This is a genomic window from Mesorhizobium sp. M1006 (assembly GCF_040318825.1).
In the GTDB taxonomy this organism is placed as follows: Bacteria; Pseudomonadota; Alphaproteobacteria; order Rhizobiales; family Rhizobiaceae; genus Mesorhizobium.
In genome coordinates this window covers 120,792-135,726 of record NZ_JAMYMZ010000007.1, presented here as the reverse complement: position 1 = coordinate 135,726, position 14,935 = coordinate 120,792, and the positions used below count along the sequence as shown (strand labels likewise).

Annotated in this window: 14 protein-coding genes and 1 pseudogene; 7 read left to right on the top strand and 8 right to left on the bottom strand. The window is 62.7% G+C overall.

Going from position 1 to position 14,935, the window contains the following annotated elements; all coding sequences use genetic code 11:
• Window positions 1-37: 37 nt before the first annotated feature.
• A complete protein-coding gene (locus tag NKH60_RS09155) occupies window positions 38-514 on the top strand; it encodes an Lrp/AsnC family transcriptional regulator (protein WP_352455982.1) in 477 nt (158 codons plus the stop codon).
• A 102-nt stretch (window positions 515-616) separates the two neighbouring features.
• Window positions 617-2,154 (top strand): annotated as a pseudogene (bchE, locus tag NKH60_RS09150) (magnesium-protoporphyrin IX monomethyl ester anaerobic oxidative cyclase).
• A gap of 19 nt (window positions 2,155-2,173) precedes the next feature.
• Here bchE and argB read toward each other — a convergent pair.
• Together argB and NKH60_RS09140 are read right to left on the bottom strand one after the other, a co-directional pair.
• Window positions 2,174-3,067, bottom strand: coding sequence for an acetylglutamate kinase (argB, locus tag NKH60_RS09145; RefSeq protein WP_352472350.1), 894 nt, complete (start codon window positions 3,065-3,067; stop codon window positions 2,174-2,176).
• Window positions 3,068-3,163: 96 nt separating this feature from the next.
• Window positions 3,164-4,660: an amidase gene (locus NKH60_RS09140; RefSeq protein WP_352472349.1), complete on the bottom strand. Its 1,497-nt coding sequence runs from the start codon at window positions 4,658-4,660 to the stop codon at window positions 3,164-3,166.
• 126 nt (window positions 4,661-4,786) lie between these two features.
• Here NKH60_RS09140 and NKH60_RS09135 point away from each other — a divergent pair, with 126 nt between their 5' ends.
• From NKH60_RS09135 to msrB, 4 genes are all read left to right on the top strand, one after another.
• A complete protein-coding gene (locus NKH60_RS09135) occupies window positions 4,787-5,326 on the top strand; it encodes a sigma-70 family RNA polymerase sigma factor (RefSeq protein WP_352540035.1) in 540 nt (179 codons plus the stop codon).
• Window positions 5,323-6,027: an anti-sigma factor gene (locus NKH60_RS09130; RefSeq protein WP_352472348.1), complete on the top strand. Its 705-nt coding sequence runs from the start codon at window positions 5,323-5,325 to the stop codon at window positions 6,025-6,027. Before NKH60_RS09135 ends, NKH60_RS09130 begins: the two co-directional genes overlap by 4 nt.
• 204 nt (window positions 6,028-6,231) lie before the next feature.
• Window positions 6,232-6,789 carry a fasciclin domain-containing protein gene (locus NKH60_RS09125; protein ID WP_352539955.1) on the top strand — a complete coding sequence of 186 codons (558 nt, stop codon included), beginning with the start codon at window positions 6,232-6,234 and terminating at the stop codon, window positions 6,787-6,789.
• Between the two features lie 174 nt (window positions 6,790-6,963).
• Entirely contained in the window at window positions 6,964-7,464 is a 501-nt protein-coding gene (gene msrB, locus NKH60_RS09120) for a peptide-methionine (R)-S-oxide reductase MsrB (RefSeq protein ID WP_352615007.1), read from the top strand.
• 126 nt (window positions 7,465-7,590) lie between these two features.
• Here msrB and NKH60_RS09115 read toward each other — a convergent pair whose 3' ends face one another.
• Window positions 7,591-9,144 (bottom strand): DHA2 family efflux MFS transporter permease subunit, encoded by a 1,554-nt coding sequence (locus NKH60_RS09115; protein WP_245274730.1) that lies wholly within the window; start codon window positions 9,142-9,144, stop codon window positions 7,591-7,593.
• Window positions 9,145-9,211: 67 nt separating this feature from the next.
• Window positions 9,212-10,390 (bottom strand): HlyD family secretion protein, encoded by a 1,179-nt coding sequence (locus NKH60_RS09110; RefSeq protein ID WP_352819580.1) that lies wholly within the window; start codon window positions 10,388-10,390, stop codon window positions 9,212-9,214.
• A 143-nt stretch (window positions 10,391-10,533) separates the two neighbouring features.
• Between NKH60_RS09110 and NKH60_RS09105 the strand changes: the two genes are divergently transcribed.
• The gene (locus NKH60_RS09105; protein WP_352832650.1) at window positions 10,534-11,283 is read left to right on the top strand and encodes a TetR/AcrR family transcriptional regulator; all 750 of its coding nucleotides are present in this window, start codon (window positions 10,534-10,536) and stop codon (window positions 11,281-11,283) included.
• Window positions 11,284-11,304: 21 nt separating this feature from the next.
• On the opposite strand, the gene yihA is transcribed toward NKH60_RS09105, so the two are convergent.
• From yihA to rnpA, 4 genes are all read right to left on the bottom strand, one after another.
• Window positions 11,305-11,964: a ribosome biogenesis GTP-binding protein YihA/YsxC gene (gene yihA, locus NKH60_RS09100; protein ID WP_352472343.1), complete on the bottom strand. Its 660-nt coding sequence runs from the start codon at window positions 11,962-11,964 to the stop codon at window positions 11,305-11,307.
• Entirely contained in the window at window positions 11,961-12,599 is a 639-nt protein-coding gene (locus NKH60_RS09095; RefSeq protein WP_352682273.1) for a CatB-related O-acetyltransferase, read from the bottom strand. The genes yihA and NKH60_RS09095 overlap by 4 nt, the downstream gene beginning before the upstream one ends.
• 144 nt (window positions 12,600-12,743) lie before the next feature.
• Window positions 12,744-14,567 carry a membrane protein insertase YidC gene (yidC, locus tag NKH60_RS09090; protein WP_352832647.1) on the bottom strand — a complete coding sequence of 608 codons (1,824 nt, stop codon included), beginning with the start codon at window positions 14,565-14,567 and terminating at the stop codon, window positions 12,744-12,746.
• Between the two features lie 13 nt (window positions 14,568-14,580).
• Window positions 14,581-14,934, bottom strand: coding sequence for a ribonuclease P protein component (rnpA, locus tag NKH60_RS09085; protein ID WP_352539960.1), 354 nt, complete (start codon window positions 14,932-14,934; stop codon window positions 14,581-14,583).
• Window position 14,935: the final 1 nt, after the last annotated feature.

The following is a 14,935-nucleotide window of genomic DNA, read 5'->3' as shown; positions in this document are numbered from 1 at the left end:
GTAAAAGGCTCCACGATCGAGCTTTGGGAGAGTGAAAATGCCTCAGTTTGACGAATTCGAGATCAAGATGCTCGACATCCTGCAGCGCGACGGGCGCAAGCCGGTCTCCGAATTGGCGCAGGAGATCGGCCTGTCGACGACACCTTGCGCGCGGCGCTTCGAGGCCCTTCAGCAGGCGGGCATCATAAAGGGCTTCGCTGCGGTGCTCAGCCGCCGCGCCGTCGGGCTGATGGTCGAGGTGTTCATCCAGGTGCGCCTCGTAACCCACAGCGACGGCTCGCCCGAAAACTTTATCGCCGCCGTGCAGCGCATGGACGAGGTGTCGTCGTGCTGGACGATGACTGGAGACTACGATTTCCTGCTGCATGTCATGGTGCCGTCGGTCGACGAACTCAATGCCTTCGTCATGCACCGGCTGATGCGGCTCGAAGGCGTGCGCGACGTACACACGCAGCTTGTGCTGCAGAACATCAAGGGGCCAGGCCATGTCCCGCTTGCACATCTCAGACGATAGGCATTTCTGCGGAAAAGCTGCACACGAACTGCTGAATCGAGCCAATCTCCAGAGCTAGATCGCCGACTACGACATGCGGACCGCCATTGCATAAGGTCCGCCATGAAAATCGTCCTGATCAATCCGCCACATACAGCTATCGGCAGCCGCGTGCCGGACGACCATCTGCCGCCGCTCGGTTTGCTGGCACTGGGCGGTCCGCTGATCGACGCGGGACATCAAGTGCGGCTTGTGGACGCCGAATTCGGGCCGATGGCGCTTGCCACGCTGGTCCGGGACGCGTTGAGCGATCATCCCACTGTATTCTGATCGGCCATTCCGGCTCGACGTCTGCGCATCCGACAGCCCTGCTGATCGCCGGCATGGTCAAGCACATCGATCCGGCGGCAATCCTGATTTATGGCGGCGTGTTTCCGACCTATCACTGGCGCGACATACTGGCTGAAACGAATGTCTTCGACTTCATCGTTCGTGGCGAGGGCGAGGCGACCATCGTCGCGCTGGTCGAAGCGCTTGAAAACCGCAAGCCGCTGTCGGATGTGGCGGGCATCGCCTTTCCTGACGATTTGCGCCAGCCCTTTGCCACCAAGCCGGCAAGAACGATCGCCAACCTGGACGACTACCGCATCGGCTGGGAACTGATCGACCTCAGTCGCTACAGCTATTGGGGAGGCAAGCGCGCGGTGGTCATGCAGTTCTCGCGAGGCTGTCCGCATCTGTGCAACTATTGCGGCCAGCGCGGCTTCTGGACGCGCTGGCGGCACCGCGACCCCGGGAAGTTCGCGCGGGAGATTGCCTGGCTATACCGCGAGCATGGCGTCGAGCTGATCAACCTTGCCGACGAGAACCCGACGTCGTCCAAAAAAGCCTGGCGCGCCTTTCTCGATGCGATGATCGCCGAGAATGTGCCGGTGCTGATCGTCGGCTCCACCCGCGCCGACGACATCGTCCGCGACGCCGACAGCCTGCATCTCTATCGCCGGGCCGGCGTCATCCGCTGGCTGCTTGGCATGGAAAACACCGACGAGCGGACGCTTGCATTGATCCGCAAGGGCGGCAGCACCTCGTCCGACCGCGAGGCGATACGGCTGCTGCGCCTCAACGGCATCTTGTCGATGGCGACCTGGGTGGCCGGTTTCGAGGACGAAAGTTTGCGCGACCTCTGGCGCGGCTTCCGCCAGCTGATCGCTTATGACCCCGACCAGATCCAGGCGCTCTATGTGACGCCGCATCGCTGGACGCCGTTCTTCAGGATTGCCAAGGACCGCAAGGTGATCCAGCTGGACGCCCGCCTGTGGGACTACAAGCATCAGGTCCTGCGGATGACCCGCCTCAAGCCGTGGATGCTGTTCTTCGCCGTCAAGCTGATCGAACTGGCGGTGCAGTCGCGGCCCAAGGCCTTGGCGCGCATCCTGTTCCACAAGGATCCGGAGCAACGGCATTCGATGCGCTGGTACACCAGAATGGGCCGCCGCGTCTGGTTTCGCGAAGTCTGGGGCTTTCTGGTCCGCGACCGCCGCCTCAAAAATGGCCCGACGCTCGCCGAATTCTGGGGCGCGCCGCAAGACGAGGAAGAGGAATCGATGGTTGTCGAACGCCTGCCGCGTAAGTCCGTGACCGCTATTTCGCCAAACGCATGAGCCCCTCAGACACCCGGCCTCACGGCACGATCAGCGTGCCGGCGCCGTGTTCGGTGAACAGCTCGAGCAGCACCGCATGCGGCGTCTTGCCGTTGAGGATGACGACGCCTGCGACGCCGCGCTCGATTGCCTCGATGCAGGTCTCGACTTTGGGGATCATGCCGCCCGAGACCGTGCCGTCCTTGATCAGGGCCTTGGCCTCGGCCACGGTCAGCTCGTCGATCAGCTTCTTGTCCTTGTCGAGCACGCCGGGCACGTCGGTAAGGAACAGCAGGCGCGTCGCCTGGCAGGCGCCGGCGATGGCGCCGGCAAAAGTGTCGGCGTTGATGTTGTAGGTATGGCCGTCGCGGCCGGGCGCCACCGGCGCCAGCACCGGGATCATTTCGGACCGCGCCAGGAGGTCGAGCAATGTGCGGTCGACCTCGACAGGCTCACCAACGAAGCCCAGGTCGAGCACCCGTTCGATGTTGGAATCCGGATCGATCATGGTCTTTCGTGCCTTTTCGGCAAACACCATGTTGCCGTCCTTGCCGCACAGGCCGATCGCCCACTCGCCCTCGGCATTGATCAGCGCGACGATCTCCTTGTTGATCGACCCGGCCAGCACCATCTCGACAATCTCGACGGTTTTCTGGTCGGTGACGCGCAAGCCGCCCTCGAATTTGGATTCGATGCCCATCTTGGCGAGCATGGCGCCGATCTGCGGCCCGCCGCCATGCACGACGATCGGGTTGACGCCGGATTGTTTCAAAAGTGCGATGTCGCGGGCGAAAGCCTTGCCGAGCGCGATGTCGCCCATCGCGTGGCCGCCATATTTCACCACGACCGTCTTGTTCTCGTAGCGCTGCATGTAGGGCAGCGCCCTTGAAAGCAGCGCGGCCTGCATTTCGGCGGTGGCGGCGACATCCGTCATCGGCGTGGATCCCAGCTTGGCATGAACGGCGGCGTCTTAGCGGGAATTAGACGACGGGGCAAACGGCTTTGCTGTCACGATCGATCAAATCACCGCCTATGCCGGCCGCTGCAGCGGCGCCCGTCGGCCCAGCCAGCCCGAGATCCTTTCCATCTGCGCGGCGAACGACAAAAGCGTTTCCTCGTCGCCGGGGCGGCCGGCGGCCTGGACGCCGAGCGGCAGGCCGGCATCGGTGACGTAAACCGGAAGCGTGATCGACGGTTGCCCGCTGACGTTCTGGATCGCCGGCCAGTGGGTGAACCACAGGCTCTTGTCCATCAGCTGGCCGAATAGCGGCTTGAACTTCAGCAGGCCGGCGAGGCGCAGTCTGTCCAGGACATTCTCGATGAATTCGTCGGCGCCTTTCGGGTCCATGGTGCCGCAGGCGAGCGGCGGGTGCGCGATGACAGGCATCAGCACTGCATCATAGTGCGCGGTTTCGGTGATAAGCCGGCGCGAGGTTGCGTGCAGCCGCTGCAGGCCGGCATAGATTTCGCCGGCCGAGAGGATTTCACCGAACCGGCTCATCACGCGCGTGGCGCGTTCGATGTCGCCTGAGATGGAGCGGCCGACGCGCAAGGCCTCGCCACGCATCGTGCCGGCCACCGCCGCGGCGACGGTTCTGGCGAAATCGGCGATGAAATCACGATCGATATAGGGCAGGTCGATCTCCTCGACGCCGTGCCCGCCTTCGCGCGCCAGCGCAATCGCCGCATCCAGAGCTTTCAACGTCTCTTCGGATATCGGCAAGCCGAGCGGCGATTTTCGATAGAAGGCGAGCTTGAGCTTGCCCGGATCGCGCCCGGCGGCCGCAGTGAAACTGCCGTTCGGCGAGGGTGCCGCGTAGGGCGACAGCGGGTCGGGCCCGTGGGTCAGGTCGAGCAGCAGGGCCGTATCGCGCACGGAGCGGGCCAACGCATGGTCGACGACGAAGCCGTACCAGCTTTCGGTGACGAGCGGCGTCAAGGGTACGCGGCCGCGCGAGGTTTTCAGCCCGACCAGCCCGGTGCAAGCGGCAGGCACCCTGATCGAGCCGCCGCCATCCGAGGCATGCGCCACCGGCACGACGCCGGCCGCGACCAGCGCAGCCGCACCGCCCGAGGAACCGCCGGTCGTATGCGCGGTGTTCCATGGATTGCGGGTGACGCCGTAAGCCACCGACTCGGTCACCAGCCTCAGCCCGTGTTCGGGTGCGGTGCTGGTGGCGATCGGGATCAGGCCGGCGGCCAGATAGCGTTCCGTCATCACCGAACTGAAATCGGGGGTGAAAGCTGGGATGCGGCTGCCGCCATGCGTCGGCACGCCTTTCATGGCGATGCCGAGGTCCTTCAGCGCAAAGGGCACTCCGGCAAGCGGCAGCTTGTGGTCGACGGTTTTCGCTCGCGCCCGCGCCGCCTCAAAAAGCGGTTCGGCGATGGCGTTGATCTCCGGCAGGGTGGCCTCGGCCCGGGCGATCGCCGCATCGACGAGATCTTGCGGTGTGATCTCTCCCTTGTGCACGAGTGCGGCCTGGCCGGTTGCGTCATGCTCCCACAGAACCCGCTCGATCGACATGGTCGCCCTCCCGCTCATTGCAAGCTAGCGGGCGGCGATTTCATTGGCAATCGACGCTGGCGCTGCCGGTGCGCAAGACCATTTCAGTCGTTGCAAATACATTACAATCGCCTAATTTGGCAGCGAATGACGCCGCAGGACATCAGCAACCTGATTGTCCGGACTTCGATGAAGGACCGGGCTGCGTTCGATCTGCTCTACCGGCAGACCAGCGCGAAACTTTTCGGCGTCTGCCTTCGTGTATTGAAGGATCGGGGAGATGCTGAAGAAGCGCTTCAAGAGGTCTTCGTCAAGATATGGACGAAGGCGGACCGTTTCGCCGTTTCGGATCTGAGCCCGATCTCCTGGCTGGTGGCCATTGCGCGCAATCATGCGATCGATCGGATCAGGGCGCGGCGAGAGCCTGCCGCCTATATCGATGCCGCGCTCGACGTGGCCGATCCGGCGCCGGGGCCGGAGACCATGGCCGTGGCGGGCGGTGAGTCCGAACGCATCTACCATTGTCTCGAGGAATTGGAGAAGGACCGGGCGGCGGCCGTTCGGGGCGCCTATCTGGATGGCAAAAGCTATGCCGAACTGGCGGAGCGCTATGGCGTACCGCTGAACACGATGCGGACCTGGCTGCGGCGCAGCCTGTTGAAACTGAGAGAATGCCTGGAGAGATGACGCTGGCTGACGACAATGGACCGGAACGTGGGGGCGACGACCTGTTCGCCGCCGAATACGTTCTTGGCGTTCTGGCCGCCGATGAACGCGAGATCGCGTCGCGCCGCATCGATGCGGACGCCGCCTTCGCGCGCCTTGTCGATGCCTGGGAGGCGCATCTTTCGCCGATGGCCGCCGCCTATCCGGAGACAGAGCCTCCGATCAGGGTCAAGGAAGCATTGGACCGCCGGCTTTTCGCTGCAGAGCCGCGCGCCGGCCTGTGGTCGAGCCTTGGCTTCTGGCGCGGTCTTGCCGCCGCCGCCATTGCGGCGCTGGCGATCTACATCGCCGTGCCTTACTTCCGCCCGTCCACCGAGCCGCCGCAGGCGCGGCTTGTCGCCTCGCTGGCGGCCGAAGGCAGCGACGTCAAATATCTCGTCGTCTACGATGCCGCCCGTCACGAGGTCGGTCTTTCCCACGTTTCCGGCGAGCGGGCCGCCGGCAAGGACTTCGAGCTGTGGATGATCGAAGGCAAGAAGGCGCCGGTGTCGATGGGCGTCATCCCGGCCGGTGCGACCGCGCATTTGGCCATCCCGCCCGCCGTCCAGGAGAAATTGGCGCAAGGCGCCGTGCTTGCGGTCAGCGTTGAGCCGGCCGGCGGTTCACCGACCGGCCAGCCGACTGGACCGGTGGTCGCAGCGGGCGATCTGAAGAGCATCTGACCGCTTCTCATCGCGGGAAGCAGACCTGAAATCTATCTCCCGCGATGTAGACGCCTGCAAAGCTTGTTGGCGGCTGTCGATCCGAGCCCGGCAAATTGCAGCGACAAATATTTTTTTGCGGAGAGGGCGAAACTCCAGCATTTCTATCGCGTATCTCCTTGCGTTCCCAAATGAGGGGAACGATAACCCGAGGAGATTGAAATCATGCGTAAATTCGCCACCCTTTTGCTTGCCGGCACGGTCGCCATTTCCGCGCTCGCCACCATTGCCTATGCTCAAAATCCGATGGTCGGCGGCGCCGCCATGTATGCCCAGAAAAACATCGTCGAAAATGCTATCAACTCGAAGGACCACACGACGCTGGTCGCTGCCGTCAAGGCAGGCGGCCTGGTCGATACACTGCAAAGCGCTGGCCCCTTCACTGTGTTCGCGCCGACCAACGAGGCCTTTGCGGCACTTCCAGCCGGCACGGTGGAGACGCTGCTCAGGCCTGAAAACAAGGACAAGCTTGTCAAGATCCTGACTTGCCATGTCATCGGCGCCAAAGCGATGGCCGCCGACGTCGCCAAGATGGTCAAGAACGACGGCGGCACCCACAAGGTCAAGACGGTCGGTGGTTGCGAACTGTCGCTCAAGGCCGACGGCGGCAAGGTCACCGTGACCGACGAGAACGGCAACGTCGCCAATGTGACGATCGCCGATGTCGAGCAGTCCAACGGCGTCATCCACGTCGTCGACAAGGTTCTCCTGCCGAAGATGTAACAAACGCACGCTGCCGGCGAAGATATCGCTAAGGGCCTCCCTGCGCACGCTCCGCGCCGTTCACGCAAGATGTGGATAGGCGCGGAGTCCCGCTTTGAGGACAGCGATCGTCACCGGCTTTTGATTTCCGTGTGGCGGTCGAATTTGGCACAAGCAATGACAGGAGGAATGGCCATGAACCGTCGCGAGCTTCTTTTGAGTGGTGCGGCAGCCATTGGCGTTGTCGCAGGCGCCACCGCGCTGCGCATGGGCGGAGCCCAGGATGCACGCGCGGCTGAGACTTTCGAGGTTACCAAGACCGAAGCCGAGTGGCGCGCCATCCTGTCCGACGCGGCCTTCAATGTGCTGCGCAAGGAGGGCACGGAATACCCGGGCACCAGTCCGCTGCTCAACGAGCACCGCAAAGGCATCTTCGCTTGCGCCGGCTGCGGCCTGCCGGTCTATTCGTCAGAGACCAAGTTCGATTCCGGCACAGGCTGGCCGAGCTTCTGGCAGGAAATCCCGAATTCCGTCGGCAAGACCGTGGACAGGTCTTTGGGCATGACCCGCACGGAGGTCCATTGTCGCCGCTGCGGCGGCCATCTCGGCCACGTATTCGACGACGGTCCGCCGCCGACCGGGTTGCGACACTGCATCAATGGCGTTGCCCTGACCTTCAAGCCGGCGACCGGGTGAGGACGGCTGCGACCCTGACTTTGTCGGAGCGCGAGAGGACTTCGTAATGGTTGATTTTGCGCATGACCCCGAAAATCGCTTTTCGGGGTCATGCGCGAGGGCGCCAGGCGGGGGATCCAGCGCGCCTCAATGGCCCCCGCCACCGCCGCCCTGAGCGGCTGGCTTGCGGATCACCAGGGTGAAGAGCCCAAGCGTCGCGAACAAAACCGTCAGCATGAAGAATACGTCCATGAACGACAGCAGCGACGCCTGCTGCTGGACCATGCCTGACAGTTTGGAGATGGCCGCCTTGGAGGCGTCTAGCCCGGCGGTCTGCTCGAAGTTGAGCGTCATGTTCTGCAGCTTCTGCTGCGCAGCGGCACTTCCCCATTGCACGTGCTCGGAAAGCCTGGCGTAGTGGAAGGCATTGCGGTCGATCAGCACGGTGTTGATGACTGCCAGGCCGACGGCGCCGCCGAGATTGCGGGTCAGGTTGAACAGGCCAGACGCATTCTTCAGCCGCTCCGGCGGCAAGGTTCCGAGCGCAATGTTGTTGATTGGCACCATGCAAAGCATCATCGAGCAGCCGCGCAGGATCTGCGGGATCAGCAGTTCATAGAAATCCCAGTCGGCGGTGAGATGCGTCATCCACCAGGTCCCCGTGGCGAAGCCGAAGAAGCCGATCATCATCATGATGCGCGGGTCCATCTTGTTCGACAGGATGCCGGAGATCGGCGCAGTGAAGAACATGGCTAGGCCGCTGACGAACAGCGCCTCGCCGATCATCATCGAATCGTAGCCGCGGATCCGCCCCAGAAACACCGGATAAAGATAGGTCAGACCGTAGAGGCCGATGCCGACGACGAAGGAGAACAACGAGCCGAAGGCAAAATTGATATTGCTGAAAGCCCTCAGGTCGACAATCGGCTCCTCGGCGGTGAACACGCGCCAGAAGAACAGCACCGCGCCGAAAGTCATGATGACGGCGCAGATGAACACCGCCTGATCCTGCAGCCAGTCGTTGTTGGGACCTTCCTCCAGCACATATTCCATGCAGCCCAGGAAGGCGGCCATGCCGGCAAGCCCCCACCAGTCGAACTTGCTGAACAGCTTGAGATTGGGTTTGTCGAAGTCGATCAGCGACCAGGCGGCCGTCGTCACCAGAATGCCGGGCACGACGTTGACCAGGAACAGCCAGTGCCAGGACATGGCATGGCTGATATAGCCGCCGACGGTCGGGCCGATGGTTGGCGCCAGCGTCGCCACCAGACCGATCATCGGCGAGACGATGGCGCGACGCGACGGCGGGAAGATGGTGAAGGCGGCTGCAAAGACGCTCGGGATCATGCCGCCGCCGATGAAGCCCTGCACGGCGCGGTAGACGATCATCTGGTCGATATTGGTTGCGGTCGCCGCCAGCGCGCTGGCCGCGGTGAAACCTGCCGCCGAGATTGTGAACAGTACCCGCGTCGACAGCATCCGGCTGAGGAAGCCCGACAGCGGGATCATCACCACCTCGGCAATCAGATACGCCGTCTGCACCCACGGAATCTCGTCCGAACTGGCGCTCAGGCCCGCCTGGATCTCGGCCAGCGAGGCCGAGACGATCTGGATGTCCAGGATGGCCATGAACATGCCGAACACCATTGCCAGGAAGGCGATGACGCGGCGCGTCGAGATGTGGTCGACCGGCACCGGCATGGCTGGCGCCGGCGCCGATCCTGCAGTTAGGGTTGCGGTCGCCATGACCCTTGCTCCCGGTTCCGCTTTACTTCGATGCCGAAGGCGCGGTGCGGCTGTCGACGGCGACGACGACGCTCAGGCCGGCGCGCAGCTTGCCCGTCTTCAGCACATCCGCGGGCACGTCTATGCGAACCGGAACGCGCTGCACCACCTTGGTGAAATTGCCTGTGGCGTTTTCCGGCGGCAGCAGCGAGAACACTGCTCCCGAAGCCGGGGCCAGCGACGACACGGTACCCTCGATGTCCTGACCGTCGATCGCGTCGACCGACACTCTGACCTTTTCACCAGGCACCAGCCGGGCAAGCTGGGTCTCCTTGAAGTTGGCGACGATGTAGAGCTTGTCCATTGGCACGATGACGGCGAGCTTCTGTCCGGGGCTGATCAGGTCGCCCTGCTCGACCGAGCGGTTGCCGACCACGCCGTCATAGGGTGCGCGCAGCACGGTGAAGGACAGATCCCGCACCGCCTTGTCGTGGGCAAGCTGCAGCGAGCCCAGCGTACTTGCCGATTCCGCCCGCTGCGCCTGGAGCACGCCGATATTCGCCTGAGCCGCCGCGATCTGCGCGTCGGCGCCGGCTAGTGCGGCATTGGCTTGCTCGACCGCCGTCTGGGCATCGTCCAACTGGGCCTGGGTACCGACGCGGGTCTTGAGCAACTGGGCGGCACGAACCTGAGCTCGCTTCGCATTATCGGCCGCGGCCTGGTCGGCGGTCTTCTGCGCCTGCGCCTGCTTGAGCGAGGCGCGCGCCGCCTCGGTCTGGGCATCGATGCGGTCGAGCGTCTTGCTCAACGTGGCGATCTGCGCCTCGGCCTGAGCAACGGCTATCTTGTAGTCACCGTCATCGACGATCAGCAACGGGTCGCCGGCCTTCACCTGCTGGTTCTCGGTCACTTTGACCTGATCGACATAACCCGAGATTTTTGGCGAGATGAACGCGGTGTCGGCCTGGACATAGGCATCGTCAGTCGTGATCATGAAGCGCCCGTCGGTCCAGTAATCATAGCCATACCAGGCGCCGGCGCCCAGCAGGGCCAGGCCGATGATGGGCAACAACATCGAGCGCGTCGAGCGCTTCTTCTTGGCGGGAGCCAGCGGGGTGACGTCGGCGGGCTTGAGAGGGGTTTCCGGCGCTTCGATCGCAGGCTGGACCTTGGCACTGGGGAAGGGGCGGACTTCGGCACTGGTGGGCGCGTTCGAGGACATGATATCTCTCTAAATTAACTGGCGCTGAATTTTGTCAGACTGAACCGTTCGGTTCGATCTCGACGTTGACTTAGCGCTTAAAGAGGACCATATCAAGAGCAATCGAACCGGATGGTTCGAATTATTTTACGAGGTGTGACATTATGGCCGAAGCCCCCAAGGCCGCTCCTTTGCCTGATTCAGGCCCATTGCCCGGCGCTGGCAAGGACCAGTGCGATCTGCTGGACAGCCTGCCGCGCGGCCGCCCGGCCGCGGGTCAAGACCCGGTCAAGCGCAGCCAGATCATCGACGGTGCGCGCCGTGTCTTCATCGAAAAGGGCTTCGAAGCCGCGTCGATGAACGACATTACGCGCGAGGCCGGCGTGTCCAAGGGCACCATCTATGTCTACTTCGCCAACAAGGAAGAGCTCTTCGAAGCGCTGATCGAGGAAGAGCGCGGCACGATTTTCAAGAACATGTATGAGGTGCTCGACCAGATCGGCGACCTTCGCCAGACGCTGGTGAAGTTCGGCATCGTGCTGTCCATGAAGATCACTTCCGCGAGGGTCATCCTGGCGCAGCGGACGGTGATCGGCGCGTCGGAACGCATCCCGGAGCTTGGTGCCCGGTTCTACGAACGCGGCCCGAAGCGTGGCCATGACAGGGTCGTCGTTTTCCTCAACATGGCTATCGAACGCGGCCTGCTGAAGATCGACGACGTCGAGCTTGCCGCCTATCAGTTCACCGAGCTGTGTCTGGCCGGTCTTTTCCGCCAGTGCATTTTCGCCTATCGCACCAAGGCGCCAAGTGTGGCCGAGATCGAACACATCGTCAGGTCGGGCGTCGATGTGTTCCTGAAGGCCTACAGCACCGAACAGCTTGCAGAGCAGGAACGGGCCTCCAGCCCCGCCTGACAGGCTGCCAGGGTCGGTGGCCTATCCGCCATTGGCGGCGAGCACGATCGCCGCACGCAATTCCTCGAGGCCCTCGCTCTTTTCCGACGACGTGGCGAGCACGAAGGGGAAGGCCGCCGGGCGTTTCTTGATCTTCTGGAGCGTTTCCTCGACCAGTCGCGGTACCCCCGCCGCCTTGATCTTGTCGGTCTTGGTCAGCACGATCTGATACGACACCGCCGCCTTGTCGAGCAGCGACAGCACCTCGTCGTCCTTGGCCTTGATGCCATGGCGGGCATCGATCAGCACGTAGACGCGCTTCAGCGTCACCCGGCCCTTCAGATAGTCGAACACGAGCTTCGTCCACTCGTCGACCTTTTCCTTCGGTGCCGTGGCGTAGCCATAGCCTGGCATGTCGACCAGCGCCATCGGCGGCAGATCGGCGCCTTCTCCCGAAAATCCGCCAGGCACGAAATAGTTGAGCTCTTGCGTCCTGCCCGGCGTGTTGGAGGTGCGCGCCAGCCCCTTCTGGTTGACCAGCGCGTTGATCAGCGACGATTTGCCGACATTGGAGCGGCCCGCAAAGGCGATCTCGGGCGGACCCTCCGGCGGCAGGAATTTCATTGCCGGCACGCCGCGGATGAATATCCAGGCTCGCGTGAACAATTCGATGCCGATCGTGGTCTTGTTCAACGCGTTCAAACCGCTGCCTCCAGAAGAAAAATGTTGCTGCCACGAATGGCATTGAGATTGCGGCTGATCTTTTCTACCGGCCAGTGCCACCACGCCAGCGCCAGCAGCCGCCGGATGGTCCTGTCATCGAAGCGCATCTTCACCACCTTCGACGGATTGCCGGCGACGATCGCATAGGCCGGCACATCGTGCGTCACCACCGACTTTGCCGCGACGATGGCACCGTCGCCGATCTTCACGCCGGGCAGCATAACCGCTTCCATGCCGATCCAGACGTCGTTGCCGACGATTGTGTCGCCACGCACCTCCTTCGACCATGTCGCCGGGTCGAAACCTTCCTCCCAGCCGTGACCAAAGATGTTGAACGGATAGGTCGAAAAGCCGGACATGGCGTGATTGGCGCCGTTCATGATGAAGCGCGCGCCTTCGGCAATGGCGCAGAACTTGCCGATGATCAGCCTGTCGCCGATGAACGGATAATGATGCAGCACGCATTTTTCGGCGAATTTGTCGGGTCCGTCAGGGTCGTCATAATAGGTGAAGTCGCCGATCTCGATATTCGGCGCCGTCACCAGCGGCTTCAGAAAGCCGACGCGCGTGTGCAACGGGATCGGATGCTTGATCGATGGATTGGGTCCGGTCATATCGAGCTCCGTCGAGCAACTGCCAGGCAGGTCAAAATAGCGCGATCCGTCCGGCAGTACCAATCGCTTAATCCAGACCGGCAGCCTGTGCAAAAAGCCCCGGACGAACCAGGGCTTTTTGGTCTCGCATCGTCGGAGCGCCGGCTATTCCGCCGGCGACGGTTTCTTGCGGAACAGCGCGACCAGATTGTCCCACAATTCGATCTTGGCGCCCTGCCGCTTCATGATCACGCCCTGCTGCAGGATCGACAGCGTGTTATTCCAGGCCCAGTAGATAACGAGGCCGGCCGGAAAACCCGCCATCATGAAGGTGAAGATCACGGGCATCCACGTGAAGATCGCCGCCTGCGTCGGGTCCGGCGGCGTCGGGTTCATGCGCATCTGCAGGAACATCGTCACGCCCATGATCAGCGGCCAGACGCCGATCATCAGCATGTGCGGCAAGGTAACGGGGATCAGCCCGAACAGGTTGAAAATCGATGTCGGGTCCGGCGCCGCCAGATCCTGGATCCAGCCGAAGAACGGCGCGTGCCGCATCTCGATGGTGATGTAGAGCACCTTGTAGAGCGAGAAGAACACCGGGATCTGCAATGCCACCGGCCAGCAGCCGGCGAGCGGATTGATCTTCTCGGTCTTGTAGAGCTCCATCATCGCCTGCTGCTGCTTCATCTTGTCGTCCGCGTATTTCTCGCGGATCTCGAGCATCTTGGGCTGCACCTTCTTCATGTTCGCCATCGACGCATAGGACTTGTTGGCGAGCGGGAAGAACAGCGCCTTGACGATGACGGTGGTGGCGAGGATCGCCAGACCGAAATTGCCGAAGAATTTGTAAAGCGTGTCGATCAGCCAGAACATCGGCTTGGTGATGAAATAGAACCAGCCCCAGTCGATCAGCAGATCGAACTGGCGGATATGACGGTCCTTTTCATAGGCGTTGATCGTCGAAACTTCCTTGGCGCCGGCGAATATCTCCGACTCCACGGTCGTCGATTGCCCGGGAGCGATTGTGACCGGATCGGACAGGAAATCGGACTGGTAGCTGTGCGGATGGGGCCCGCTTTTGAACTCGAAATAAGAGAATTTGGGCTGAAATTCGCGGCCGCTCGGCGGCACCAGGGTCACCGCCCAGTATTTATCGGTGATGCCGAGCCAGCCGTCGGTCGATTTGCCTGGCTTGAATTCTCTCTCCGATTCGACCTTGGAGTATTTGTACTCTTGCAGGCCTTCGCTGCCGGTAACACCGATCAGGCCTTCGTGCAGCACATAAGTGCTGGCGATAGCCGGCTTGTCGAAACGGGTGACGCGGCCATAGTTCGACAACGTCGCGGGTGCCGAGCCCCCATTCTGGACCGTGTCGGACACGGTGAACATATATTGGCTGTCGACAGAGAAGGTGCGCTTGAAGGTCAGGCCCTTGTCATTGGTGAAGGTCACCGTGACCGGCGTCGCTGGCGTCAGAGTCGCATTGCCGTCGGTCTGCCAGACCGTGTCAGGGCCGGGCAGCCTGCCCAGATCCGGCGTGCCGGAAAAGCCGATCTCGGCGAAATAGCCGTTCGGCAGGGACGCCGGGTTGAGCAACGCGATCTCGGGCGAAGTCTTGTCGACCGTCTCCGTGTAGTGCTTGAGCCGGAGGTCGTCGAGGCGCGCACCGATGAGGTTGATCGAGCCTTCGAGGCTCGGCGTGTCGATCTTGACGCGGCTGGTCGAGGCAATCGCCTGGTCGCGGCCGGCCGCGGTGACGGCTTCGCCGCCAGGCGCGTTCGGAATGGCGCCCGGCTGCACCGGTGTTTCGCTGGCGCCCGGGCTGGTGCCTTGGGCGGCCTTCTTCCGCTCCGCCACGCGCTGCTCTTCGATGCGGGCGGCTTCGCGCTGCATCTCGCTGCGCGGCATCACATAGAAATATTGCCAAAGCGCCAGGATCAGCACCGACAGTGCGATGGTGATGAAGAAGTTGCGGTTGTTTTCCATCGAAGCCCTTGGCCTATCGTGTTCCACGCAATCTGCGGGAGAGTTCGGCCTTCAACTGGCCGAACGGAGTGGTAAGCACGTCTTCGCGCCCGACGATGACATAATCATTGCCGGGCGCCATGTCATCGGCGGCATGCGTGCGCACGGCCTCTCTGAGCCGCCGCCGGATGCGGTTGCGAACGACGGCGTTGCCGACCTTCCTGGTGACGGTGTAGCCGACACGCGGCGCCTCGCTGTCGCCGCGGCCCAGGACCTCGACGAGGAAAAGCCGCCCGCGGCGCTTTTCGCCGCGGCGGACAGCCAGGAATTCCGCGCGCTTCAGAAGCCGCTTGGGATGGGCACCCGTTGGCTTGCCGGTTGCGGGCAAC

Excerpts from the sequence above, each read along its gene's own strand:
- NKH60_RS09110 (WP_352819580.1), bottom strand. The coding sequence starts at position 10,390 with ATGTCCTCGAACGCGCCCACCAGTGCCGAAGTCCGCCCCTTCCCCAGT.
- NKH60_RS09135 (WP_352540035.1), top strand. The coding sequence starts at position 4,787 with ATGACGCCGCAGGACATCAGCAACCTGATTGTCCGGACTTCGATGAAG.
- NKH60_RS09155 (WP_352455982.1), top strand. The coding sequence starts at position 38 with ATGCCTCAGTTTGACGAATTCGAGATCAAGATGCTCGACATCCTGCAG.
- NKH60_RS09115 (WP_245274730.1), bottom strand. The coding sequence starts at position 9,144 with ATGCCGGTGCCGGTCGACCACATCTCGACGCGCCGCGTCATCGCCTTC.
- NKH60_RS09125 (WP_352539955.1), top strand. The coding sequence starts at position 6,232 with ATGCGTAAATTCGCCACCCTTTTGCTTGCCGGCACGGTCGCCATTTCC.
- NKH60_RS09105 (WP_352832650.1), top strand. The coding sequence starts at position 10,534 with ATGGCCGAAGCCCCCAAGGCCGCTCCTTTGCCTGATTCAGGCCCATTG.
- yidC (WP_352832647.1), bottom strand. The coding sequence starts at position 14,567 with ATGGAAAACAACCGCAACTTCTTCATCACCATCGCACTGTCGGTGCTG.
- NKH60_RS09140 (WP_352472349.1), bottom strand. The coding sequence starts at position 4,660 with ATGTCGATCGAGCGGGTTCTGTGGGAGCATGACGCAACCGGCCAGGCC.
- NKH60_RS09130 (WP_352472348.1), top strand. The coding sequence starts at position 5,323 with ATGACGCTGGCTGACGACAATGGACCGGAACGTGGGGGCGACGACCTG.
- msrB (WP_352615007.1), top strand. The coding sequence starts at position 6,964 with ATGAACCGTCGCGAGCTTCTTTTGAGTGGTGCGGCAGCCATTGGCGTT.
- NKH60_RS09095 (WP_352682273.1), bottom strand. The coding sequence starts at position 12,599 with ATGACCGGACCCAATCCATCGATCAAGCATCCGATCCCGTTGCACACG.
- argB (WP_352472350.1), bottom strand. The coding sequence starts at position 3,067 with ATGACGGATGTCGCCGCCACCGCCGAAATGCAGGCCGCGCTGCTTTCA.